Consider the following 25,849-nt stretch of genomic DNA (forward strand, 5'->3'; position numbering starts at 1 on the left):
GCTTACCTTACTGACGACCGCCCCGGCCCTTTCAGGAGCGACTGTATGCAGATCATCGGTGGCAACACCGGCGGCACCGTGGCGGACCGGGAGGCGTACTCCAGTGGCGGCCCGCTGACCGTCGCCCCGACCACACTCCCGGACGCCTTCGCGACGGTGGCGCGACGTGACCCCGACGCGGTGGCGGTGGTCTTCGAGGACGTCGAGGTCAGTTACGCCGAACTGGACGCCAGGGCCAACCGGCTGGCGCACGTGCTCGTCGCCCAGGGGCTGGGCCCGGATCGGGTGGTCGGGCTCGCCGTACCCCGCTCGGTGGACATGATCGTGGCGGAGCTGGCCGTGCTGAAGGCCGGCGGCGCCTACCTCCCGCTGGACCCGGCCGACCCGGCCGAACGGCTCGCCTACCTGCTCGGCGACGCGCGACCGGTGTGCCTGGTCACCACCTCCGAGGTGGCGGACCGACTGCCCCGAGCCGACGACGTGCCCCGGCTGCTGCTCGACGCCCCCGAGGTGATGGCCGAGCTGGCGAACGCGTCGACAGACGACCCCGAACGGCCCGGCCTGCGGGTCGAGCACGCCGCCTACGTCATCTACACCTCGGGCTCCACCGGGCGACCCAAGGGCGTGCTGCTCACCCACACCGGCGTGGCCAAGCTGCTCTCCACCCAGTTCGAGCGGTTCGGGCTCACCCCCGACGTCCGGGTCCTGCACTTCGCCTCGCCGAGTTTCGACGTCGCGTTCTGGGATCTCTGCCTGGCCCTGCTCTCCGGTGGGCGACTGGTCATCGTCCCCGCCGACCGCCGCGTCGCCGGGCCGGCACTCACCGAGTACGCGATCCGGCACCGCACCAACTTCATGATCCTGCCCCCGGCGCTACTGGCCGCGCTGCCCCCGGAGTGTGAACTGCCACCGGGCATCCTGTTGGCCGGCACCGAACGGGTCTCGCCGGAACTGGTCGCCCGCTGGGCGCGGGATCGCCGGATGTTCAACGCGTACGGCCCGACCGAGGCCACCGTCAACTCCACGCTCGGCGAGTGTGACCCGGAGCGGGTCGACGGCGCCTCGGTCCCGATCGGTCGCCCCGACCCGGGCACCGACGCCTACCTGCTCGACGACGCGTTGCGGCCGGTGGAGCCCGGTGTGCCAGGCGAGCTCTACCTCGCCGGGCCGGGCCTGGCCCGCTGCTACGTCAACCGGCCGGACCTGACCGCCGAGCGTTTCCTCGCCGACCCGTACGGACCACCCGGCGGACGGATGTACCGCACCGGTGACGTGGCGATCTGGCGTGCCGACGGACGGCTGGACTTCCTCGGCCGGGTCGACGACCAGGTGAAGGTGCGCGGATACCGCATCGAGCTGGGCGAGATCGAGTCGGTGCTGGCCCGCCACCCGAACGTCGGTCAGGTCACCGTGCTGGCCCGCGAGGACCGCCCGGGTGACGTGCGGCTGGCCGCCTACGTCGTACCGACCGAGGACAGCGCGCCGCAGGACCGGGCCGACAGCCAGGTCGCCGAGTGGAAGGAACTGCACGAACTGCTCTACCAGGCCGGCCGGGTCGAGCGCTTCGACGAGAACTTCACGGGCTGGAACAGCAGCTTCGACGGCTCCCCCATTCCGTTGGAGCAGATGCGCGAGTGGCGGGACACCACTGTCGACCGGATCCGGTCGCTCCGGCCCCGGCGCGTCCTGGAGATCGGTGTCGGCAGCGGGTTGCTGCTGTCGCGACTCGCCCCGGAGTGCGAGAGCTACTGGGGACTCGACCTCTCCGAGCAGGCCATCGACACGCTACGGGCCGCGGTGGCGACGATTCCGGGACTCGACGAACGGGTCACGCTGCGCGCCCAACCGGCCCACGACCTGGAGGGTGTGCCGACCGGCTGGTTCGACACTGTCGTCATCAACTCGGTGGCGCAGTACTTCCCGAGCGCCGACTACCTGACCGGCGTGCTGCGCGCGGCGGCCGAGCGACTCGCCCCCGGCGGGGTGATCTTCGTCGGAGACGTCCGTAACCTGCGCCTGCACCGGATGCTGCACGAGGCGATCCAGACCAGCCGCGGCGTCGCCCCCACCGAGGTGGACGCCGCCGTCGAGGCCGCGGTCCGCGCCGAACGCGAACTGCTGCTCGACCCGGACTACTTCGCCGCGCTGCCGAGCGGGTCGATCCGGGGCGCCGAGGTGTGGGTCAAGCGGGGCGGTTACGACAACGAGCTGAGCGGCTACCGCTACGACGTCGTGCTGACCACCGCGCCCGTGCCCGCGCCCACGCCCGAGGCGACGTACGCATGGGCCGGGAGCCTGGAGGACGTCCGGAAGCAGTTGACCGCCGGACCGCGGCGACTGCGGGTCACCGCGGTGCCGAACGCGCGCCTGGGTGCGGCGGACGCCCCGTCCGTCGAGGACATCCACGCGCTGGCCGACGCGTCCGACTACCGCGTCGTGGTGACCTTCGCCGGCTCCTCGACAAGCGGGGACCTGGACGTCGTCTTCCAACGCGACGCCGAGCCCCGGCACGCCTACCGTCCCGGCGGGGTGGCCGCGCACGCCAACACCCTGACCGCGGCCGCCGATCCGACGGCGCTGGTGAAGGCGTTGCGTCTGCACGCGGAATCCTGGCTGCCCAGCTACATGGTGCCGACCGGCTTCGTGCTGCTGGACCGACTGCCGGTGCTGACCAGCGGCAAGCTCGACCGGGCCGCGCTGCCAGCACCCGACTACGCCGCCCAGGCCACCGGCACCGCGCCCCGCACGCCCCGGGAGCGGGTGCTCTGCCAGCTCTACGCGGACGTCCTGGGCGTCCCCGGGGTTGGCATCGAGGACGACTTCTTCAGCCTCGGCGGGGACAGCATCGTCTCCATCCAGTTCGTGCTGCGCGCCCGCGCGGTGGGGCTGGTCTGCACCTCACGCCAGGTGTTCGAGCGTCGGACGGTGGCCGCGCTGGCCGAGGTCGTCACCGACCTCGACACCGGCGCCCGGGACCGCCCCGACGACGGGGTGGGCGACATCCCGTTCACGCCGATCCTGCGCTGGCTCGACGAGACCGGCGGCGGAATCGACGCGTTCAGCCAGTCGATGGTGCTCGCCACTCCGGCGGGCGCCACCGAGGCCGACCTGGCCGCCGTGCTGACCGCGCTCACCGACCGGCACGACCTGCTGCGCTCGCGGCTCGTCCGCGCCACCCCCACGACGCCGGGCCGGCTGCACGTCGCGCCGCGCGGCACCGGTCAGCCGTGGCTGCGGCGGGCCGAGCCCGGCGCGGTGGTCGAGGCCGAGGAGCGGGCCGCCGCCGGGCGGCTCGACCCCGAGCGGGGAGTGATGGCCCAGGCCGTCTGGTTCGACAGCGGGCCCTCCGCGCCGGGCCGGCTGCTGCTCGTCATCCACCACAGCGTCGTGGACGGTGTCTCGTGGCGGATCCTGCCGGCCGACCTGGCCACCGCCTGGGAGCAGCGGACGGCTGGTCGTACCCCCGTCCTGGAACGCACCGGCACGTCCTTCCGGCGGTGGGCCACGGCACTCACCGAGGCGGCCCGGCGACCGGAACGCACCGCGGAACTGGCGCTGTGGCGGCGCATCCTGACCGGCGCGGACCCGGCGCTGACGCGGCGCCCGCTGCGGCCGGTGGACGACCTCGCCACCGTCGCCCGGCACACCGTACGGCTGCCCGCCGCGGCCACCGAGCCGGTGCTCACCACGGTCGCCGCCGCCTTCCACGCCGGCATCAACGACGTGCTGCTCACCGCGCTCGCCCTGGCGATGATCGACTGGCGGGCCCGCCACGGCAAGGGGACCGAGCGCTCGGTGCTCATCGCGTTGGAGGGACACGGCCGGGAGGAGCAGGTCGTCGCGAACGCCGACCTCACCCCGGCGCTCGGCTGGTTCACGAGCGTCTTCCCGGTCCGTCTCGACCCGGGCGACATCGATGTCGCCGACGCGTTGGCCGGCGGACCGAGCGCCGGCACCGCGCTGAAGCGGCTCAAGGAGCAACTGCGGGCCATCCCGGACCACGGCATCGGGTACGGGATGCTGCGGTACCTCAACCCGGACACCGAGCCTGAGCTGGCCGCCCACCCCGCCCCGCAGGTCAGCTTCAACTACCTCGGCCGGTTCACCGCCTCGTCCGGCGACGGCGGGAACTGGACGCCGGTCGCCGGGCACGGAATCCTGGCCGGCGGGTTCGACCTGGGCATGCCCGTCGCGCCGTATTCGTTGGAGATCAACGCGTACGTGCAGGACACCACGGCCGGCCCGGAGCTGGGGGTGACCTGGGCGTACCCGCGTGACCTGCTGGACGACGCGGCGGTGGCCGATCTGGCCGCGGCCTGGTTCGCCGCGCTGGAGGCCCTCGTCGTGCACGCCCGCGGCCCGGCCGCCGGCGGGCTCACCCCGTCCGACCTGACGCTGCGACTCAGCCAGGACGAGATCGACGAGTTCGAGGCCGAATGGGAGCTTTCGTGACCGCGACCGCCACCCCCGGGCAGGCCTCCGGGATCGCCGACATCCTGGCGCTGACCCCGCTCCAGGAGGGGCTGCTCTTCCACGCGCACCTCGCCGCGGACGGCCCGGACGTCTACACCGGACAGTTGACCGTCGCCCTGGACGGGCCGCTGGACGCCGAGCGGCTGCGGGCCGCCGGGCAGGCCCTGCTCGACCGTCGGCCCAACCTGCGGGTGGCGTTCCGCCGCCGCAAGAACGGGCAGTCCGTGGCCGTGGTGCCACGACACGTGCCGCTGCCCTGGTCCGCCCTGACCCTGGCCGAGGACGACCTCCCCGCCTTCCTCGACACCGACCTCGCGACCCGGCTCGACCCGGCGACCGCGCCGCTGCTGCGGATGGCCCTGATCCAGCTCGATCCGCACCGGCACCGGCTCGTCATCACCCACCACCACCTGCTGCTCGACGGTTGGTCGGTGCCACTGTTGCTGGACGAGCTTGTCGCCCTCTACCGGGGCGACCCGCTGCCCGAGCCCGCCGACTTCCGCGACTACCTCGCCTGGACCGCCGCGCAGGACCGCCCGGCGGCCGAGACCGCGTGGCGCGAGGCACTGGCCGGGCTGGACGGGCCGACACTCCTCGCTGGCCGACCGCCGGCCGACGCGGTCGTCCCGCAGCGCCTCGTCCGGGACCTCTCGGTCGAGGCGACCACTCGGCTCAGCGCCCTCGCCCGCGCCCGTGGGCTCACCCTGAACACGGTCGTCCAGGGCGCCTGGGGAATCGTGGCCGGGGCGCTGACCGGACGCGACGACGTGGTGGTCGGCGCGACGGTCGCCGGTCGACCGCCGGACCTCCCCGGCGCCGACACCATGATCGGCCTGTTCATCAACACCATTCCGGTCCGCATCACCCTGGACCCGGCCGCCTCGGTGACGACGGTGCTGCGCCGGCTGCAGGACGGGCAGGTGCGGCTGATGGAGCACCAGCACCTCGGGTTGGCCGAGATCCAGCGACTGGCCGGGCACGGCGAGTTGTTCGACACCCTGACGGTCTTCGAGAACTACCCGCTCGGCGAGTCGCTGCCGGCGCCGGCCGACGGCCTCCGCGTCACGGGCGCGGCCGTCCGCGACTGCGCGCACTACCCGCTGACGCTCACCGCGCGTCCCGGCCAGCGGCTGCACCTTGACCTGGAGTACCGCGCCGACCTGATCGACACCGACGCCGCCGGGACGTTGCTGGACCGGCTGGCCCTGGTGCTGACCCGGATCTGCGACGCCCCGGACGCGCCCCTCGCCGCCGTCGACGTGCTGACCTCGGCGGAACGGGACCGCGTCCTGCGGGGTTGGAACGACACCGCCAAGCCGCTGCCCGACACCACTGTCAGCGCGCTGTTCCACGAGCAGGCCACCCGGACGCCCACGGTTGTCGCTCTCGTCGCGGACGGACACGAGTGGACGTTCGCCGAGGTGGAGCGCTGGGCTGCCGGGCTGGCCGGGGCGTTGCGCGAGCGCGGCGTCACGCGTACCGACCGGGTGGCGCTCGCGCTGCCCCGGGCACTCACCGTGCCGGCGGTGTTCGGCGTGCTCGACAGCGGCGCGGCCTACCTGCCGCTCGACCTGAACCAGCCGACCGACCGGATCGCGGCGATGCTCGACGACGCCGCCCCGGCGGTGCTCGTGGTCGCGGCCGGCGACGACCCGGCCCCAGGCTGGACGGGTGTCCGGCTGGTGGTGGGTTCGGCGGTGCCGCAGGCGGAACCGTTCGTGGCGACGCCGTCGGCCGAGGACGCCGCGTACGTGATCTTCACGTCGGGGTCGACGGGGCGGCCGAAGGGCGTGGTGGTGCCGCACCGGGGCATCGTGAACCTGTTCGCGTCGCATCGCGAGCGGCTGATGGCCGGTCCGAAGCGTCGGGTCGCGCACGTCGCGTCGTTCACCTTCGACGGGTCGTGGGAGCCGCTGCTCTGGCTGCTCGACGGACACACGGTGCACGTGGTCGGCTCGGACGTCCACCTCGATGCCGCCGCGCTTGTCGGCCACCTGCGCGAGCAGCGGATCGACGTGTTGGACGTGACGCCCACGTACCTGCGGGAGCTGGTGCCGGCGGGTGTGCTGGACGCGGGCCTGAGTGTGCTGTTGGTCGGCGGTGAGGCCATCGACGGGCAGTTGTGGCAGCGGGTGTGCGCCACACCAGGGCTGACCTGCCACGACCTGTACGGGCCCACCGAGGCGTCCGTGGACGCCTACGGGTGGCACGGTCCCGACCGGTCCGCGTATCGACTGGCGAACGTCCGCACCTACGTGCTCGACGCCGCCCTGCGGCCGGTGCCGCCGGGGGTGCTCGGTGAGCTGTACGTGGCCGGGGCGGGGTTGGCGCACGGGTACCTCAACCGGGCCGGGTTGACGGCGCAGCGGTTCGTGGCCGATCCGTTCGGTCCGGCCGGTGCGCGGATGTACCGCACCGGGGACCTGGCGCGGCTCAACCGGGACGGGGTGTTGGAGTTCGCCGGCCGCGCGGACGGGCAGGTAAAGGTTCGCGGGTACCGCATCGAGCTGGGCGAGATCGAAGCCGCCCTCGGCCAGGCCGCCGTGGTGCTGCGGGACGGCCGGCTGGTCGCGTATGTCGTGGGTGGGCCCGTCGACACCGACCGGCTGCGGGCCACGTTGCCGGACTACATGATCCCGTCGGCGTTCGTCGAGGTGGACGCCTTGCCCCGGACGGTGGCCGGGAAGCTCGACGTCGCCGCGTTGCCCGCTCCGGACCTCACCGCGTCGAGTGTGGGCCGGACCGCCCGCAACAGCCGCGAACAACAGTTGTGCGACCTGTTCGCCGAGGTGCTGGGCCTGCCGTCTGTCGGTATCGACGACGACTTCTTCGCCCTCGGCGGCCACTCGCTGCTGGTGATGCGCCTCGCCGGCCGCGTACGCGCCGTCCTGGGCGTCGAACTGCCCGTCCGCGCGGTATTCGACAGCCCGACGGTGGCGGGTCTACTGCCGAAACTGGTCGGGTCCAGTCGCGCCCCACTGGTGGCGGGACCACGTCCGGATCGGGTGCCCCTGTCGTACGCCCAACAACGGTTGTGGTTCCTCTACCGGCTCGAAGGACCGAACCCGACCTACAACATCCCGATCGCCTGGCGGCTACGCGGCCGCCTCGATGCCGACGCGCTGATCGCGGCCGTCGGTGACGTGGTCGCCCGACACGAAACCCTCCGCACCATCTTCGGCGAGCAGGACGGCGGCGAGCCGTACCAGCGGATCCTGCCCGCCGCGCCGGTCGCGGTGCCGGTGGCGGACATCGCCGAGGCGGACCTCCCCGACCGGCTCGCGGAGATCGGGGCGTACGGGTTCCGCCTCGACCACGAGCCGCCGATGCGGGCCCGGCTCTACCGGATCGCACCTGACGAGCACGTGTTGCTCCTGCTGCTGCACCACATCGCCGGCGACGAGTGGTCGGATGTGCCACTGCGCCGCGACATCGTGGCCGCCTACACCGCCCGCTGCGCCGGGCTGGTGCCGGCGTTCCCGCCGCTGCCCGTGCAGTACGCCGACTTCGCGCTGTGGCAGCGCGCCGAGTCGGGCGCGCTCACCGCGCAGGTCGACGGCTGGCGGGAGGCCCTGGCCGGGCTGCCCGACGAGCTGGACCTGCCGGCCGACCGCCCGCGTCCGGCGGAGGCCAGCCACCGCGGCGACGTGGTCGACTTCACGCTGCCCGCCGAGGTCACCGAACGGCTGCGTGCGCTGGCCCGGTCGACCGGGACCTCCATGTTCATGGTGGTGCAGGCGGCGGTGGCGGTGCTGCTGTCCCGCCTGGGCGCGGGCACCGACGTCCCGCTGGGCGCACCGGTGGCAGGCCGACCGGACGCCGCACTCGACGACCTCGTCGGCTTCTTCGTGAACACCCTCGTGCTGCGCACCGACACCTCGGGCGACCCGTCATTCCGCGAACTGCTGGCCCGGGTACGAGAAACCGACCTCGCCGCGTTCGACAGACAGGACGTGCCGTTCGACCACCTCGTGGAAGCCCTGAACCCGGTCCGGTCACTCGGCCGGCACCCGCTGTTCCAGACGATGGTCTCCTACCTCGGCGAGGCCGACGCCGCGTGGCACCTCGGGTCGCTGCGCGTCGAGACCGAGCGGGTACGCCAGCACGTCGCGATGTTCGACCTCTCCTTCGACTTCTTCGAGACGCGCGGCGGCGTCCGAGGCGAGGTGGAGTACGCCACCGACAGGTACGACAGGTCGTCCGCCCAGATCCTCGTCGAGCGGTTGCAGCGGGTCCTCGCCACCGTCGCCACCGACCCGTCGACGGTGGTGAGCAGGATCGACGTGCTCGCTCCCGCCGAGCGTTCCCGGCTGCTGGCCGTGCCGCCCGCCACACCGATCCCGTCGGGCTCCATCGTGGACCTGTTCGTCGCGCAGGCGGCGGCCAACCCCGAGGCGGTGGCCCTGGTCTCCGGCGGCCGGGCCTGGACGTACGCCGAGTTGGACGACTGGTCGTCACGGCTCGCCGGGGCACTGGCCTCGTACGCCGGGGGCCTCGTCGCGCTGGCCACCTCCCGCCCGCTCACCGTCCCGGCGATCCTGGGCGTGCTCAAGGCGGGTGCGGCGTACCTGCCGCTGGACGCGTACCAGCCGACCGACCGGATCACGGCCATGCTCGACGACGCCCGGCCGGCGATCCTGGTCACCACCGGGGACACCGACGTGCCCTGGACCGGCCCTCGGCTGGTGGTGGGCTCGGCCGTGCCGCAGGCGGAACCGTTCGTGGCCGCACCGTCGGCGGAGGACCCGGCGTACGTGATCTTCACGTCGGGGTCGACGGGACGGCCGAAGGGTGTGGTGGTGCCGCATCGGGGCATCGTGAACCTGTTCGCGTCGCATCGGGAGCGGCTGATGGCCGGTCCGAAGCGTCGGGTCGCGCACGTCGCGTCGTTCACCTTCGACGGGTCGTGGGAGCCGCTGCTCTGGCTGCTCGACGGGCACACGGTGCACGTCCTCGACGACGACGAGTACCGCGACGCGGGAATTCTCGTGTCGCGGCTTCGTGAGCAGCGGGTCGACGTGCTGGACGTGACGCCCACCTACCTGCGGGAGTTGGTCGCGGCCGGGCTGTTGGACGCGGGCCTCAGCGTGTTGTTGGTCGGCGGTGAGGCCATCGACGGGCAGTTGTGGCAGCGGGTGTGCGCCACACCGGGGTTGGTCTGCCATGACCTGTACGGGCCGACCGAGGCGTCCGTGGACGCCTACGGGTGGCACGGACCCGACCGGGCCGCGTACCGGTTGGCGAACGTCCGCACCTACGTCCTCGACGGCGGGCTGCGGCCGGTGCCGCCGGGGGTGCTCGGCGAGGTGTACGTGGCCGGAGCCGGATTGGCACACGGATACCTGAACCGGACCGGCCTGACGGCGGAACGGTTCGTGGCCGACCCCTTCGGTGCGGCGGGTGCGCGCATGTACCGCACCGGGGACCTGGCCCGGCTCAGCCGCGACGGGGTGCTGGAGTTCGCCGGCCGCGCCGACGGACAGGTGAAGGTTCGCGGGTACCGGGTCGAGCTGGGCGAGGTCGAGGCCGCCCTCGGCCAGGCCGCCGTGGTCGTGCGCGACGGCCGACTCGTCGCCTACGTCGTGGGCGAGGTCGACACCGACCGGCTGCGGGCCACGTTGCCGGACTACATGATCCCGTCGGCGTTCGTCGAGGTGGACGCGCTGCCCCGGACGGTGGCCGGGAAGCTCGACGTCGCCGCGCTTCCCGCCCCGGACCTCACCGCGTCGAGTGTGGGTCGGACCGCCCGCAACAGCCGCGAACAACACCTCTGCGACCTCTTCGCCGAGGTGCTGGGCCTCCCGTCGGTGGGCATCGACGACGACTTCTTCACCCTCGGCGGCCACTCGCTGCTGGTCATGCGCCTCGCCGGCCGCGTACGCGCCGTCCTGGGCGTCGAACTGCCCGTCCGCGCGGTATTCGACGCACCGACCGTGGCGGGTCTACTGCCGAAACTGGTCGGGTCCAATCGCGCCCCACTGGTCGCGGGGCCACGTCCGGACCGGGTGCCGCTGTCGTACGCCCAGCAACGGTTGTGGTTCCTCTACCGGCTCGAAGGACCGAACCCGACCTACAACATCCCGATCGCCTGGCGGCTACGCGGCCGACTGGACGCCGACGCACTGGTCGCGGCCGTCGGTGACGTGGTCGCCCGACACGAAACCCTGCGCACCATCTTCCCGGACGTCGACGGGACCCCCTACCAGCGCATCCTCCCACCGGACGCCGTCCCGGTCACGTTCCACGAGGGCGGCGACGTCGACGCCGCCGCCGAGCACGCGTTCGCGCTCGATCGGGAGCCACCGCTGCGGGTCGACGTGTTCCGGGTGGCACCTGACGAGCACGTGTTGCTCCTGCTGGTGCACCACATCTCCGGCGACGAATGGTCCGACGCACCGCTGCGCGCCGACCTCACCACCGCGTACGAGGCGCGCCGCGCCGGACACGCCCCGGCGTTCCGCCCGCTCCCCGTGCAGTACGCCGACTTCGCCCTCTGGCAGCGCGAGCAGTCCGCCGGCCTGACCGACCAGGTGCGGGCGTGGCGGGAGGCCCTGGCCGGGCTGCCCGACGAGCTGGACCTGCCGGCCGACCGCCCGCGTCCGGCGGAGGCCAGCCACCGCGGTGACCTCGTCGAGTTCGACCTGCCCGACGCGGTGGCCCGCGACCTACGCCACCTGGCCCGGTCGACAGGCACCAGCCTCTTCATGGTGGTGCAGGCGGCGGTGGCGGTGCTGCTGTCCCGCCTGGGCGCGGGCACCGACGTACCGCTGGGCGCACCGGTGGCAGGCCGACCGGACGCCGCACTCGACGACCTCGTCGGCTTCTTCGTGAACACCCTCGTGCTGCGCACCGACACCTCGGGCGACCCGTCATTCCGCGAACTGCTGGCCCGGGTACGAGAAACCGACCTCGCCGCGTTCGACAGACAGGACGTGCCGTTCGACCACCTCGTGGAAGCCCTGAACCCGGTGCGGTCACTCGGCCGGCACCCGCTGTTCCAGACGATGGTCTCCTACCTGCCCGGTGGGGGCGACACCTGGACGCTCGCCGAGCTGACCGGAACGCCCGAACCCGTCGGACACCGTACGGCGATGTTCGACCTCTCCTTCGACTTCGCCGACGCCCCGGGCGGCGGCATCGAGGGAAGCCTCGAATTCGCCACCGACAGGTACGGCAGGTCGTCCGCCCAGATCCTCGTCGAGCGGTTGCAGCGGGTCCTCGCCACCGTCGCCGCCGACCCGTCGGCGGTGGTCAGCCGAATCGACGTCCTGAGCCCGGACGAACGGGACCTGCTGCTCGACGCCGACGTCGGCGCGACGGTCCCGCCGGGGTCCATCGTGGACCTGTTCGAGACGCAGGCCTCGACCACGCCCGCGACCGTGGCGCTGGTCTCCGGTGGCCGGTCGTGGACGTTCGCCGAGCTGGACAGGTGGTCGTCCCGGCTGGCCGGGGTACTGGCCGGACGCGGCGTGGGCCGAGGAAGCCTGGTCGCGCTCGCGGTCCCCCGCCCGCTCACCGTCCCGGCGATCCTCGGCGTGCTCAGGGCGGGTGCGGCGTACCTGCCGCTGGACGCGTACCAGCCGGCCGACCGGATCGCCGCGATGCTCGACGACGCCGCGCCGACGCTCGTGCTGACCGGCGGTGACGTGCCCCTGCCGCCCGGCACCGCCCGCCTGCTGCTCGACGAGCCCACAGTCTTCGAGGGCCCGCAAGGCCACCCCGCCCGCCCTCGGGCGGACGACCCCGCGTACGTGATCTTCACGTCGGGGTCGACGGGACGCCCGAAGGGTGTCGTGGTGCCGCATCGGGGCATCGTGAACCTGTTCGCGTCGCATCGCGAGCGACTGATGGCCGGTCCGAAGCGTCGGGTCGCGCACGTCGCGTCGTTCACCTTCGACGGTTCGTGGGAGCCGCTGCTCTGGCTGCTCGACGGGCACACCCTGCACGTCCTCGACGACGACGAGTACCGCGACGACACCGCCCTGGTCGGCTACGTCCGCCGCCACCACCTCGACGTGGTGGACGTGACGCCCACCTACCTGCGGGAGTTGGTCGCGGCCGGGCTGTTGGACGCGGGCCTCAGCGTATTGTTGGTCGGCGGTGAGGCCATCGACGGGCAGTTGTGGCAGCGGGTGTGCGCCACACCGGGGCTGACCTGCCACGACCTGTACGGGCCCACCGAGGCGGCCGTGGACGCCTACGGGTGGCACGGTCCGGACCGGTCCGCGTACCGACTGGCGAACGTCCGCACCTACGTGCTCGACGCCGCCCTGCGGCCGGTGCCGCCGGGGGTGCTCGGTGAGCTGTACGTGGCCGGGGCGGGGTTGGCGCACGGGTACCTCAACCGGACCGGCCTGACGGCGGAACGGTTCGTGGCCGACCCCTTCGGGCCGGCGGGCGCACGGATGTACCGCACCGGGGACCTGGCCCGACTCAACCGCGACGGGGTGTTGGAGTTCGCCGGCCGCGCCGACGGGCAGGTGAAGGTTCGGGGGTACCGCATCGAGCTGGGCGAGATCGAGGCCGCCCTCGGCCAGGCCGCCGTGGTGCTCCGCGACGGCCGGCTGGTCGCGTACGTCGTGGGTGGGCCCGTCGACACCGACCGGCTGCGGGCGACGCTGCCCGACTACCTGATCCCGTCGGCGTTCGTCGAGGTCGACGCGCTGCCCCGCACCGTCGCGGGCAAACTCGACGTCGCCGCGCTTCCCGCCCCGGACTTCTCCGCGCTTGTCGGCGGCACGGCCGCCCGCACCAGCCGGGAGCAGCACCTGTGTGACCTGTTCGCCGAGGTGCTGGGCCTGCCGACCGTCGGCGTCGACGACGACTTCTTCGCCCTGGGCGGCGACAGCATCGTCTCGATCCAACTGGTCAGCCGGGCCCGCGCGGCAGGCCTCGGCATCAGCCCACGGGACGTGTTCCGGCACAAGACCCCGGCCGGGCTCGCCCAGGCCGCCACCGTCGACGCCCCGGTGACCGAGGACCCACGCGAGGCGTACGGGAGCGCGCCACTCACCCCGGTCATGCGCTGGCTCGCCGAGGTGGACGGCCCGACCACCGGATACAGCCAGTCGATGCTGCTGCACGCCCCGGCCGGACTCACCGCGGCGGGGCTGGCCGAGGTGGTGCAGGCGCTCGTCGACCGTCACGACCTGCTGCGTGCCCGGGTGACCGGCGACCGTGTGCACATCCCCGAGCCCGGCGTGCCCGTCGACGTCGTGCGGGTGGCCCCGTACGACGAGAACAACCTGCCGGCGATCGCCGCCGCCGCCCGCGACCGGCTCGACCCCGCCCGTGGTGTCCTGCTCCAGGCGGTGCTGCTCGAACCCGGGCACGTGCTGCTCGTCGTGCACCACTACGCGGTGGACGGGGTGTCCTGGCGGATCCTGCTGCCCGACCTCGCCGCAGCCTGGGCGGCCCGGCAGGCGGGCGAACCGAGCACGCTCCCGCCCACCGGCACCTCGTTCCGCCGCTGGGCCCGGGAACTCGACGGCCTCTCCCGCGACGCGAGGACTGTGGCGCAGCTGCCGTACTGGACCGAGGTTCTGGCCGGGCCGCGCGCCCCGCTGGGCAACCGACCCCTCGACCCGGCCCGCGACCGCACCGGCACCTGCGACGAGATCACCGTCGAGCTGCCACCGGAGGAGACCCTGCCGCTGCTCACCACAGTGCCCACCGGCTTCCACGCCGGCGTCGGCGACGTGCTGCTGACCGGGCTCGCGTTGGCGCTGCGCGACTGGGCCGGCGGCGCCGGTTGGCTGGTCATGCTCGAAGGGCACGGCCGCGAGGAGCACCTGGTGGCCGGCGCCGACCTGTCCCGCACGGTCGGCTGGTTCACAAGCGAGTACCCGGTGCGGCTGGACCTCGGCCCGGAGCACCCCGCGGACGCCCTGAAGACGATCAAGGAGCGGCTGCGGGCGGTGCCGGACAACGGCGTCGGCTACGGCCTGCTGCGCCACCTCAACCCCGACACGGCCACCGTGCTCGCCGGGTACGACAAGCCCTCGATCGGCTTCAACTACCTCGGCCGGTTCGCCGCCGGGAACGCCGACGACGGGCCGTGGGAACCGGCCGGGGAGGGCTGGGGCGGCGGCGCCGACGACAGCATGCCCGCCGACTACCCGCTGGAGATCAACGCGACCACCGAGGACCACGCCGACGGGCCCCGGCTCGCCGCGACCTTCACCTGGCCACGGGACCTGCTCACCGAGGAGCACGTCCGCGACCTGGCCGGCCGCTGGCGGGAGGCGCTGCGGGCGCTCGCCGCCGACCCGCAATCCGGGGGATACACCCCGTCCGACCTGAGCCTGGTCGAGGTGAGCCAGGCCGACATCGACAGCCTTGAGGCCGAGTTCGCCGACCTCGAGTCCGAGTGGGAGACGCAGTGACGAAGAAGACCGGGCTCGAGGACGTCCTGCCACTGTCGCCGTTGCAGGAGGGGCTGCTCTTCCACGCGCTCTACGACACCGACGCCCCCGACGTCTACACCGTGTCGACGGCGCTGGACCTGACCGGGCCGCTGGACGCCGTCCGGCTGCGCGAGGCCGGGCAGGCGCTGCTCGACCGGCACGCCAACCTGAGGGCCGGGTTCCGGCGTACGGCCAAGGGCACCACAGTCGCCGCGATCCCCACCCGGGCCCGCCTGCCCTGGGCCGAGCACGACCTCAGCGGCCTGCCCGAGGCCGACCGCGACGCGAAACTCGACCGGCTCGCCACCGCCGACCAGCGACAGCGTTTCGACATGGCCCGGCCGCCGTTGCTGCGGATGACGCTGACCCGACTCGGGCCCGCGGCACACCGCCTCACCATCACCCACCACCACATCCTGCTCGACGGCTGGTCCGCGCCGCTGCTCGTGCGGGAACTGCTCGACCTGTACGCCAAGCCCGGCTCGTTGCCGCCGGTCACCCCGTACAAGGCGTACCTGGCGTGGCTGGCCCGCTGGGACCGGGACGCGGCCAGCGCCGCCTGGCGGCACGCGCTCGCCGGGCTCGACGAACCGACCCGGATGGCGCCCGCCGGCACCACGCCCGAGCCGGTCGTCCCCGGCTCGGTGGAGACCGCGCTGCCAGCCGAGCTGAGCGGCCGACTCACCGACCTCGCGCGTACCCTCGGCGTCACTCTCAACACAGTGGTGCAGGCGGCCTGGGGTCTGCTGCTGGCCCGGCTCACCGGCCGCGACGACGTGGTCTTCGGCGCCACCGTCTCGGGGCGGCCACCGCAGTTGCCGGGTGTCGAGTCGATGATCGGCCTGTTCATCAACACCGTGCCGGTGCGGGTCCGCGTCGACCCGGCCGAGCCAGCCCACGACCTGCTCGTACGCCTGCAGGACGAGCAGGCCGCGCTGATGGAACACCAGTACCTCGGGCTGGCCGACATCCAACGGCTGGCCGGACACGGCGAACTGTTCGACACGCTCACCGTCTTCGAGAGCTACCCCGACGACCCGGGCGCCGCCGAGCCGGTGCCCGGGCTGCGGGTCACCGAGGCGCAGGACGAGGACGCCACCCACTATCCGCTGGTGCTGGTCGCCGAGCCGGGCGCCCGGATCAACCTGGAGATCCGGCACCGCGCCGACGTGTTCGACGCCGACGCCGCCCGCACCATCCTCGACCGACTGGTCCGCGTCGTCACCGCGCTGGCCGTCGACCCGACCGCCCCGGTCGGCCGGATCGACATCCTCGACCCGACCGAGCGCGCCACGGTCCTCACCGAGTGGAACGGCAGCACGGACGGCATCGTGGCCACCACCTTCCCCCGGCGGTTCGCCGACATGGTCGCCGCGTACCCGGAGAACATCGCGGTGATCTGCGAGGACGAGCAGATCAGCTACGCCGAGCTGGCCGTGCGCTCGGACCGGCTGGCCCGGGCGCTTACCGCCCGTGGCGTCGGCCCCGGGCAGGTCGTCGCGGTGGCACTCCCCCGCGGCGTCGACCTGGTCACCGCGCTTGTCGGCGTGCTGCGCTCCGGCGCCGCCTACCTCGCGCTCGACCTGGACTACCCGGCCGACCGGCTGCGCTACATGCTGGAGGACGCCGCGCCGGCCTGCGTCGTCACCCGTGTCGAGCTGACCGACGCGCTGCCCGGGGACGTGCCCGTGGTGGACGTGGCCGCGTCCGGACCGGACGTGGCTCGTGTCGAGCCGGAGGTCTCGGACGCCGCGTACGTCATCTACACGTCCGGTTCGACCGGCCAGCCCAAGGGCGTCGTCGTCACCCACGAGGGCGTCGCGAAGCTGCTCGCCACCCAGCAGCTTCGGCTCGGTGTCACGCAGACCAGTCGGGTGCTGCTCTTCGCGTCGCCCAGCTTCGACCTCGCGTACTGGGAGCTGTGCCAGGCGCTGCTCTCCGGCGGCGCGCTCGTGGTGGTCCCGGCCGAACTGCGCGTCCCCGGCGCGCCGCTCGTCGACTACCTCACCAAGCACGAGGTCACCCAACTGGCCCTGCCGCCGTCGGTGCTCAGCGCGCTGCCGGCCGACTGCCGACTGCCGCTCGGGGTGTCCATGCTCGTCGGCACCGAGGAGGTGCCGGCCCGGTTGGCCGAGCGGTTCGCCGCCGGCCGGCGCATGTTCAACGCGTACGGGCCCACCGAGACGAGCGTCAACGCGACACTGTGGGAGTGTGCGCCGGTCTCCACCGGCAGCGTGCCGATCGGCTATCCGGATCCCGGGCAGTTGGCGTACGTGCTGGACAGCGGCCTGAACCCGGTCCCGCCCGGTACCGTCGGTGAGCTGTACCTCGGCGGCCTCGGCCTGGCCCGTGGCTACCACAACCGGCCCGGCCTGACCGCCGAGCGTTTCCTGCCCGACCCGTTCGCCGCGCCCGGCGCCCGGATGTACCGCACCGGCGACCTGGTGCGCTGGTCCCCGGACGGGGCACTGGAGTTCGTCGGTCGCGTCGACCACCAGGTCAAGATCCGCGGCTTCCGGGTGGAACTCGGCGAGATCGAGGCTGTCGTCGCCCGGCAGGAGGGCGTCCGGCAGGCGGCCGTGGTGCTGCGAACCGACGGTGGCGTCAAGCGGATCGTCGCGTACGTCGTCGGCGGCACCGATCTCGCCCGGTTGCGGGCGGGCATCGCCGCCACGCTGCCCGACTACATGGTCCCCGGCGCGTTCGTCGCCCTGGACGCGCTGCCGGTGTCCGTGAACGGCAAGCTGGACCGGGCCGCCCTGCCCGCCCCGGAGTTCACCGCCGACGGCGGTGGCCGCACACCCCGCACTCCCCGCGAGAAGCTGCTCTGTGACGTCTTCGCCGAGGTGCTGGGGGTACCCACGGTCAGCATCGACGACGACTTCTTCGCCCTCGGCGGCGACAGCATCATGTCGATGCAGTTGGTCGGCCGGGCCCGGGTCGCCGGCCTGCTGATCACCCCGCGTCAGGTGTTCCACAATCGCACCCCGGCCCGGCTGGTGGCCGTCGCCGGCACCGTGACCGGCGCCGACGCGGTGCCGTCGAACCTGTCCCTGGTCACCCTCACCGAGGCTGACCGGCGCGAACTGGCCGGCCTCGGCGTCGACGTCCGGGAGGTGCTGCCGCTCTCGCCGTTGCAGACCGGCCTGCTGTTCCACAGCCTGCTCGACGACGCCGGCCCGGACGTCTACACCGTCCGCATGGTGGTGGACCTGACCGGGCCGATCGACGCCACCCGGCTGCGCGCCGCCGGTCAGGCGCTGCTCGACCGGCAGCCCAGCCTGCGCGCCTCGTTCCACCACCTCGCGTCCGGCACGGCGGTCAGCGTCGTCCCGGCCGCCGTCACCGTGCCGTGGACCGAGGCCGACCTGTCCGAGCTGGACTCCGACGCGAGGGAGGACGCCTGGCAGCGGCTCCTCGCCGAGCAGGGCCGCCGCTTCGATCCGGCCGTCGCGCCGTTGCTGCGCCTGGCCCTGGTGCGTACCGGCCCGGACTCCCACCGGCTCGTGCTCACCCACCACCACCTGCTGCTGGACGGCTGGTCCCGGGGACCACTGCTGGCCGAGCTGTCCGCCCTGTACCGCGACGGCGACACCGCGCCGGTGACCGGCCGACCGTTCCGGGACTACCTTGCCTGGCTGGCCGGGCAGGACCGGCGGACCGCCGAGGACGCCTGGGCCGCCGCGCTCGACGGCCTGGCCGAACCCACACGTGTCGCGCCCGCCGACGGGAGTCGTGCCGCGCTGGCGCCCGAGGTGGCCGAGGTGGAGTTGCCCGCGGACCGGACGGCGGCGTTGACCGCGAACGCCCGCGCCCGTGGCCTGACCGTGAACACCATCGTGCAGGCCGCCTGGGCGCTGCTGCTGGCCCGGCTCACCGGCCGCGACGACGTGGTCTTCGGCGCCACCGTCTCCGGGCGACCGGCGCACCTGCCCGGCGTCGAGTCGATGATCGGCCTGTTCATCAACACCGTGCCGGTGCGGGTCCGCATCGACCCGGCCGAGCCCGCCCACGCGCTGCTCGACCGGATCCAGGACGAGCAGTCCGCGCTCATGGAACACCAGTACCTCAGCCTCACCGACATCCAGCGCATCGCCGGGCACGGCGAGTTGTTCGACACCCTGCTGGTCTTCGAGAACTACCCGGACGGCGACGCCGCCGACGACGGGCTGCCGGTCACCGGCACCGACGGGCACGACGCCACCCACTACCCGCTCACGCTCATCGCCGAGCCCGGCCCGACCCTGCACCTCGCCGTCGAGTACCGGCCCGACCTGTTCGACGCCGCGTACGCCGGGCGGCTCGCCACGGCGCTCGTCACGGTCGTGGACGAACTCGTCGGCGGGCTGGACGCCCCGGTCGGTCGGGTCGGCCTGCTCGACCGGGACGGGCGCGCGGCGATCCTGGCCGCCGGGACCGGCGAGGTCCGCGAGCTGCCCGAGGCGACCCTGCCGGAGCTGGTGGCCGCACAGGTCGCGGCGACCCCTGACGCGGTGGCGCTCGTCGACCCGGACGGGGTCGAGATGACCTACCGCGACCTGGACGCGCGCACCGAACGGCTGGCCCGGGTGCTCGCCGCCGTCGGCGCCGGACCGGAGACGGTCGTCGCGCTCGCCCTTCCGCGTTCGGTCGAGCTGGTGGTGGCGATCCTCGCGGCCGGACGGGCCGGCGCCGCGTACCTGCCGCTCGACCTGGACCATCCCGACGCCCGGCTGGCGGCGATGCTCGCCGACGCGCGGCCCGTCGCGGTGCTCGCCGTCGGCGCCACCGCGTCGCGCGTCGCCGGGTTGCCGCACGCGGACGCGCCCATCGTGCTCGACGGACCGCTCGACGACCCGGACGTGCGGCCCACCCCGCCCGGCCCCCGGCACCCGGCGTACGTCATCTACACCTCCGGCTCCACCGGCGCGCCCAAGGGTGTCGAGGTCGAGCACGCCGGCATCGTCAACCGGCTGCGCTGGATGCAGCACGAGTACGGCCTCACCGCGGGTGACCGGGTGCTGCAGAAGACCCCGGCCGGCTTCGACGTGTCGGTCTGGGAGTTCTTCTGGCCACTGAGCACCGGGGCGACCCTCGTGCTGGCCCGGCCGGACGGCCACCGCGACCCGGTCTACCTCGCCGAGGTGATCCAACGGGAACGGGTCAGCACCGTGCACTTCGTCCCGTCGATGCTCGCCGCGTTCCTCGCCGAGCCGGGCGCGGCCGATTGCACCGCCCTGCGCCGCGTCCTGTGCAGCGGTGAGGCGCTGCCCAGCGCTCTCGCCGATCGGTGCCGGGAGCTGCTGCCCGGCGCAGCCCTGCACAACCTGTACGGCCCGACCGAGGCGTCGGTGGACGTGACGGCGTGGCCCGCCGAGCGTGGTACCGGCACGGGTTCGGTTCCGATCGGCGCACCGGTGTGGAACACCCGGGTCAGCGTGCTCGACGCCGGGCTGCGCCACGTGCCGGTGGGGGTGCCCGGTGAGCTCTACCTGTCCGGTGTGCAGGTGGCCCGCGGTTACCGGGGCCGGCCCGACCTGACCGCCGACCGTTTCGTCGCCGACCCGTACGGTCCGGCCGGCGAGCGCATGTACCGCACCGGCGACCAGGTGCGCTGGAGCGCGCCCGGGGTGCTCGAGTTCCTCGGCCGGGGCGACGGCCAGGTGAAGATCCGGGGGCTGCGCGTCGAGCTGGGCGAGATCGAGGCCGCGCTCACCGCACAGCCCGAGGTGGGTTCGGCGGTGGTGCTGCTGCGCGAGGACCGGCCGGGCGTCGCGCACCTGGTCGCGTACCTCACCGTGGCCGGCGCCCTGGACGAGGCGGCGGTGCGGGCCCGGCTCGCGGCGCTGCTGCCCGAGCACCTGGTGCCGTCCGCCTTCGTCGTCCTCGACGCGATGCCGGTCTCGGTGAACGGCAAACTGGACCGGGCCGCCCTCCCCGCGCCCGACTTCGCCGGCGCGGGCACCGGCATGGCCGCGCGTAACCCGCGTGAGCAGGTGCTCGTCGACCTGTTCGCACAGGTGCTGGCGGTGCCCACGGTGGGTGTCGACGACGACTTCTTCAGCCTCGGCGGCGACAGCATCATCTCGATCCAGCTGGTCGGCCGGGCCCGCGCCGCAGGTCTGTCGCTCACCCTGCGGCAGGTGTTCCACCTGCGGACGCCTGCCGCGCTGGCCGCCGCCGCCGGGTCGGCGTTCACCGCCGCCAGCGGCAGCGGCGCGCTTGTCACGCTCACCGACGCCGAGACCGCCGAGATCGCCGGGCGGGGCCTGGACGTGGCCGAGGTGCTGCCGCTCGCACCGTTGCAGACCGGGCTGCTCTTCCACGCCGCGTTCGACGCCGACGGCCTCGACCTCTACACCGTGCAGATGGTCTTCGACCTGCCCGGCAGCGTCGAGCCGGCCCGGCTACGGGCCGCCGGGCAGGCGCTGTTGCAGCGGCACGCCAACCTGCGGACGTCGTTCCACCAGCTCGACTCCGGCCGACCGGTCGCCGTGGTGAACCGTGGTGTCACGCTGCCCTGGGCCGAGGCGGACCTGTCCGATCTGGACGCCGCGCGGCAGGAGGAGGCGTGGCAGCGCTGCCTCGCCGAGGAGGGCCGCCGATTCGATCCGGCGGTCGCCCCGCTGCTGCGGATGATGCTGGTCCGCACCGGTGACGCGTACCGGTTGGTCCTCACCCACCAGCACATGCTGCTCGACGGCTGGTCCCGGGGGCCGCTGCTGGAGCAGCTCGCCGAGTTGTACGAGGCCGCCGACGGCGGCGCCACCCCGCCGCCGTACCGCGACTTCCTCGCCTGGCTGGCCGGGCAGGACCGGTCCGCCGCCGAGCAGGCGTGGCGTACGGCGCTGGCCGGGGTCACCGACGCCACCCGGCTCGCCCCGGCCGACCCGCACCGCGAACCGGCGGTGCCCGAGCTGGTCGAGCAGGAGCTGACCGAGGCCGTCACCGCGCGCCTGACCGGCCTGGCCCGCTCCCGAGGGCTGACGCTGAACACGCTCGTCCAGGCCGCCTGGAGCATCGTGCTGGGCCGGCTCACCGGCCGTGACGACGTGGTCTTCGGCGCCACCGTCTCCGGACGACCGGCACAGTTGCCAGGTGTCGAGTCGATGATCGGGTTGTTCATCAACACCGTGCCGGTGCGGGTCCGCCTCGACCCGGCCGAGCCGGTGGCGGGGCTGCTGGCCCGGCTCCAGGACGAGCAGTCGACGCTGCTCGACCACCACTATCTCGGGTTGGCCGACGTCCAGCGCCTGGCCGGCGTCGGGGAGCTGTTCGACACGCTGCTGATCGTGGAGAACTACCCGGAGCGTACCGACGACGGGTCGGAGAGCCTGCTCGCCGCCGTCGACGCGGGTGGGCGCGACGCCACCCACTACCCGCTCACCTGGGTCGTCGACCCCGGCCAGCGGCTACGGGTGGGCCTGGAGTTCCGTCCCGACCTCTTCGCCCCGCCGGTCGCCCGACGACTCGTCGACGCGCTCACCGCCGTCCTGACCGCGTTCACCACCGACCCGGACCGTGCGGTGGGCCGCCTGGACCTGGTCTCGGACGAGGACCGCGGCGGCCGGAACCCGCAGCCGCCGGCCAGTGGAGACGACCCGACGGTCGCCGACCTGTTCGAGCGGCAGGTGGCCGAGTCGCCCGACGCGACCGCCGTCGTCTGCGGCCCGGTTCGCCTGACGTTCGCCGACCTCAACGACCGCGCCAACCGGCTGGCCCGGCTGCTCGCCGGCCGGGGGGTCGGTGCCGAGGACGTGGTGGCCCTGGCCCTGCCGCGCACCGCCGACGCGATCACCGCGATCCTCGCGGTGCTCAAGTGCGGTGCCGCCTACCTCCCGCTGGACCCGGCCTACCCACCGGCCCGGGTCGCCGCGATGCTCGCCGACGCGCGGCCCGCCGCGCTCGTCACCGCCGCCGGGGTCGGTGTCACGGCGGACGGGCTCGACCGCGTCCTGGTCGACGACCCGGCGTTGGCCACGCTCGCCGGGCACGACCTGACCGACGACGACCGGGTACGCCCGGCCCTCCCCCAGCACCCGGCGTACGTCATCTACACCTCCGGCTCCACCGGACGCCCGAAGGGCGTGGTGGTGACCCACCGCAACCTGGTCAACCTGTTCCGAAGCCACCGCGCGCAGTTGCACCTGCCCGCCCGCGAAGCCACCGGTCGCCGTCACCTGCGGGTCGGGCACGCCTGGTCGTTCGCGTTCGACGCCTCCTGGCAGCCACAGCTGTGGCTGCTCGACGGGCACGCCCTGCACATCGTCACCGAGGAGTTGCAGCGCGACCCGGAGCAGCTCGTCGAGCTGATCCGGGCCGAGGGGATCGACTTCATCGAGCTGACCCCCTCGCACTTCGCGCAACTCGCCGACGCCGGCCTGATCCGCGACGGGCGCTGCCCCCTCGCCGTGGTCGGTGTCGGTGGCGAGGCGGTGCCGCCCGCGCTCTGGCAGCGCCTGGGCGGGCTGCCCGGCACCGAGGCGTTCAACCTGTACGGCCCGACCGAGGCCACTGTGGACGCTCTCGCCGCCCGGATCGGCGACACCACCTCCCCGGTGATCGGCCGGGCCGTCGCGGGCGCCCGCGTGTACGTGCTGGACCGGGCCCTGCGGCACACCCCGACCGGCGTGGCCGGCGAGCTGTACGTCGCCGGGGCCGGACTGGCACGTGGCTACCTGGGCCGGCCGGACCAGACCGCCGAGCGTTTCCTCGCCGACCCGTACGGCGCGCCGGGCGAGCGGATGTACCGCACCGGTGACCTGGTGCGGTGGACCGAGGACGGCCGGGTGGAGTATCTCGGCCGGGTCGACGAACAGGTGAAGATCCGTGGCTTCCGGGTGGAGCTGGGCGAGATCGAGTCGGTGCTCGCCGCGCAGCCCGGCGTCACCGAGGCCGTGGTGGTCGCCCGCGAGGACCGCCCCGGCGTACGCCTCCTGGCCGGCTACGTGGTCGGCGGCGACGACCTCGACCTGGCCGCGCTGCGTGCCGCCGTCGCCGTCGAGCTGCCCGACTACATGGTGCCGTCCGCGGTGGTCCGCCTCGACCGGCTACCCACCCTGGCCAACGGCAAGCTGAACCGGGCCGCGCTGCCCGCGCCCGACCTCGGCGCGACAGGCACCGGCCGGGCGCCCCGCACGGATCGGGAGCGTGTCCTGGGCGAGGTGGTCGCGGCCGTGCTGGGCCTGCCGTCGGTGGATGTCGAGGCGGACTTCTTCGCGTTGGGCGGCGACAGCATCGTCGCGATGCAGCTCGTCGGTCGCGCCCGTGCGGCCGGCCTGCGACTCACCCCGCGGCAGGTCTTCGCGGAGCGTACGGTGGCCGGGCTGGCAGTGGTCGCGACCGTGCTCGACCGGGCCGACGGCCGGGTCGGCGACGGGGTCGGGTCGTTCCCGCTGACCCCGGTCATGCGCTGGCTGCGCGAGGTGGACGGCCCGATCGACGGGTTCAACCAGTCCGCTGTGGTGCAGGTCCCGGCGGGCCTGGGTTGGGCGCCGCTGCTGGCCGCGTTGCAGGCCGTCGCCGACCGGCACGACCTGCTGCGGGCCCGGCTGGACCGCACCGGCGACTGGTCGGTGACGGTGCCGCCGCCCGGCTCGTCGCCTGCCGCCGACTGGACCGTCCGCGTCGACGTGCGCGGCCTCGACGACCGTGGCCTGTGGGACGCGGTCGTCGAGCAGGCGACAGTCGCGCAGGCCGGGCTCGACCCGGACAACGGGGTGATGGTCCGGGCCGCCTGGCTGGACGCCGGCGCGGACCGGCCGGGCCGGCTGCTGCTGCTGGTCCACCACCTGGTCGTGGACGGTGTCTCGTGGCGGGTGCTGCTGCCGGAGATCGGCGCGGCCTGGCGGGACGCGGTCGCCGGCCGGACCCCGCTCGCCGCCCCCACCGGCACGTCGTTCCGCCGCTGGGCGACAGGCCTCGCCGAGCGGGCGGTGGACCCGGCCCGGGTGGCGGAGCTGCCGAGATGGGAGCAGATCGTGCGGCGGGGCGACCCGTTGCCGGTACGCCGCCCGCTCGACGCCGCGCTCGACGTGGCCGGCACCCTGCGCGACATCACCCTGACCCTGCCCACCGACGTCACCGAGGCCCTGCTCACCCGCGTTCCGGCCGGGCTCGGCGCCGGTGTCAACGACGTCCTGCTGGGCGCGTTGGGGGTGGCCGTCACCAGGTGGCGGGCCGCGCGGGGCGGCGCGGGCGACGCGGTGCTCGTCGCGCTGGAGGGCCACGGGCGGGAGGAGCACCTGGTGGACGGGGCCGACCTGTCCGGCACGGTCGGCTGGTTCACGAACATCTTCCCGGTCTGCCTGGACACCGCCGGGATCGATGTGTCGGCCGGCGGCGCGGCGGTGGCCGAGGCGGTGGTGCGGGTCCGCGAGCACCTGGCCGAGTTGCCGGACAACGGCATGGGCTACGGCCTGCTCCGCTACCTCAACCCGGCGACCGCGCCCACGCTGGCCGCGCTGCCGCATCCGCCGATCCAGTTCAACTACATGGGACGGTTCGACTTCCCGGAGGCCGCCGACTGGGAGTTCGCCCCCGAGGCGGAGGCCGCCGAGAACGGCGCCGACGACGCCATGCCCGAGACGTACGAGCTGGTGCTGAACGCCCAGACCGAGGACCGCGCGACCGGCCCGCAACTGGTCGCCACCTGGAGCTGGCCGGACGGCGTGTTCGCCGACGGCGCGGTGGACGATCTCGCCCACCTCTGGTTCGACGCCCTGCACACCCTGGTAACGCACACCCTGGTAACGAGGAGTATCCGATGAGCACGAACCCGTTCGACAACGCCGATGGCACGTTCCTGGTGCTTGTCAACGACGAGAACCAGCACAGCCTGTGGCCGGTCTTCGCCGAGGTGCCGGCGGGCTGGCGGGCCGTGCACGGCCCGGCCGGTCGGCAGGACTGCGTCGACTACGTCAACGCGAACTGGACCGACATGCGCCCGCAGAGCCTGATCGACGCCGAGCGCTGACCGGCGGCCCGGACCA

The 25,849-nt window shown here is 73.7% G+C and carries 4 protein-coding genes; all 4 read left to right on the top strand.

Translation table 11 applies throughout. The features are described from left to right. The first annotated feature begins 45 nt into the window (after positions 1-45). From ACGFH8_RS01820 to ACGFH8_RS01835, 4 genes are read left to right on the top strand one after another with little or no spacing between them, the layout of a single operon-like run. A complete protein-coding gene (locus ACGFH8_RS01820; protein WP_393361899.1) occupies positions 46-4,452 on the top strand; it encodes an amino acid adenylation domain-containing protein in 4,407 nt (1,468 codons plus the stop codon). Continuing rightward, positions 4,449-14,858 (top strand): amino acid adenylation domain-containing protein, encoded by a 10,410-nt coding sequence (locus ACGFH8_RS01825; RefSeq protein ID WP_393361902.1) that lies wholly within the window; start codon positions 4,449-4,451, stop codon positions 14,856-14,858. Before ACGFH8_RS01820 ends, ACGFH8_RS01825 begins: the two co-directional genes overlap by 4 nt. Further along, positions 14,855-25,627 carry an amino acid adenylation domain-containing protein gene (locus ACGFH8_RS01830; protein ID WP_393361905.1) on the top strand — a complete coding sequence of 3,591 codons (10,773 nt, stop codon included), beginning with the start codon at positions 14,855-14,857 and terminating at the stop codon, positions 25,625-25,627. The genes ACGFH8_RS01825 and ACGFH8_RS01830 overlap by 4 nt, the downstream gene beginning before the upstream one ends. Then, positions 25,624-25,833, top strand: coding sequence for an MbtH family protein (locus ACGFH8_RS01835; RefSeq protein ID WP_393361908.1), 210 nt, complete (start codon positions 25,624-25,626; stop codon positions 25,831-25,833). Before ACGFH8_RS01830 ends, ACGFH8_RS01835 begins: the two co-directional genes overlap by 4 nt. The last annotated feature ends 16 nt before the right edge of the window (positions 25,834-25,849 follow it).

The sequence above is a fragment of the Micromonospora sp. NPDC049175 genome (assembly GCF_043197345.1).
Classification (GTDB): domain Bacteria; phylum Actinomycetota; class Actinomycetes; order Mycobacteriales; family Micromonosporaceae; genus Micromonospora.

What these genes read in the sequence shown, in the direction of transcription:
- ACGFH8_RS01820 (WP_393361899.1), top strand. Translation starts at nt 46, where the DNA reads ATGCAGATCATCGGTGGCAACACCGGCGGCACCGTGGCGGACCGGGAG.
- ACGFH8_RS01835 (WP_393361908.1), top strand. Translation starts at nt 25,624, where the DNA reads ATGAGCACGAACCCGTTCGACAACGCCGATGGCACGTTCCTGGTGCTT.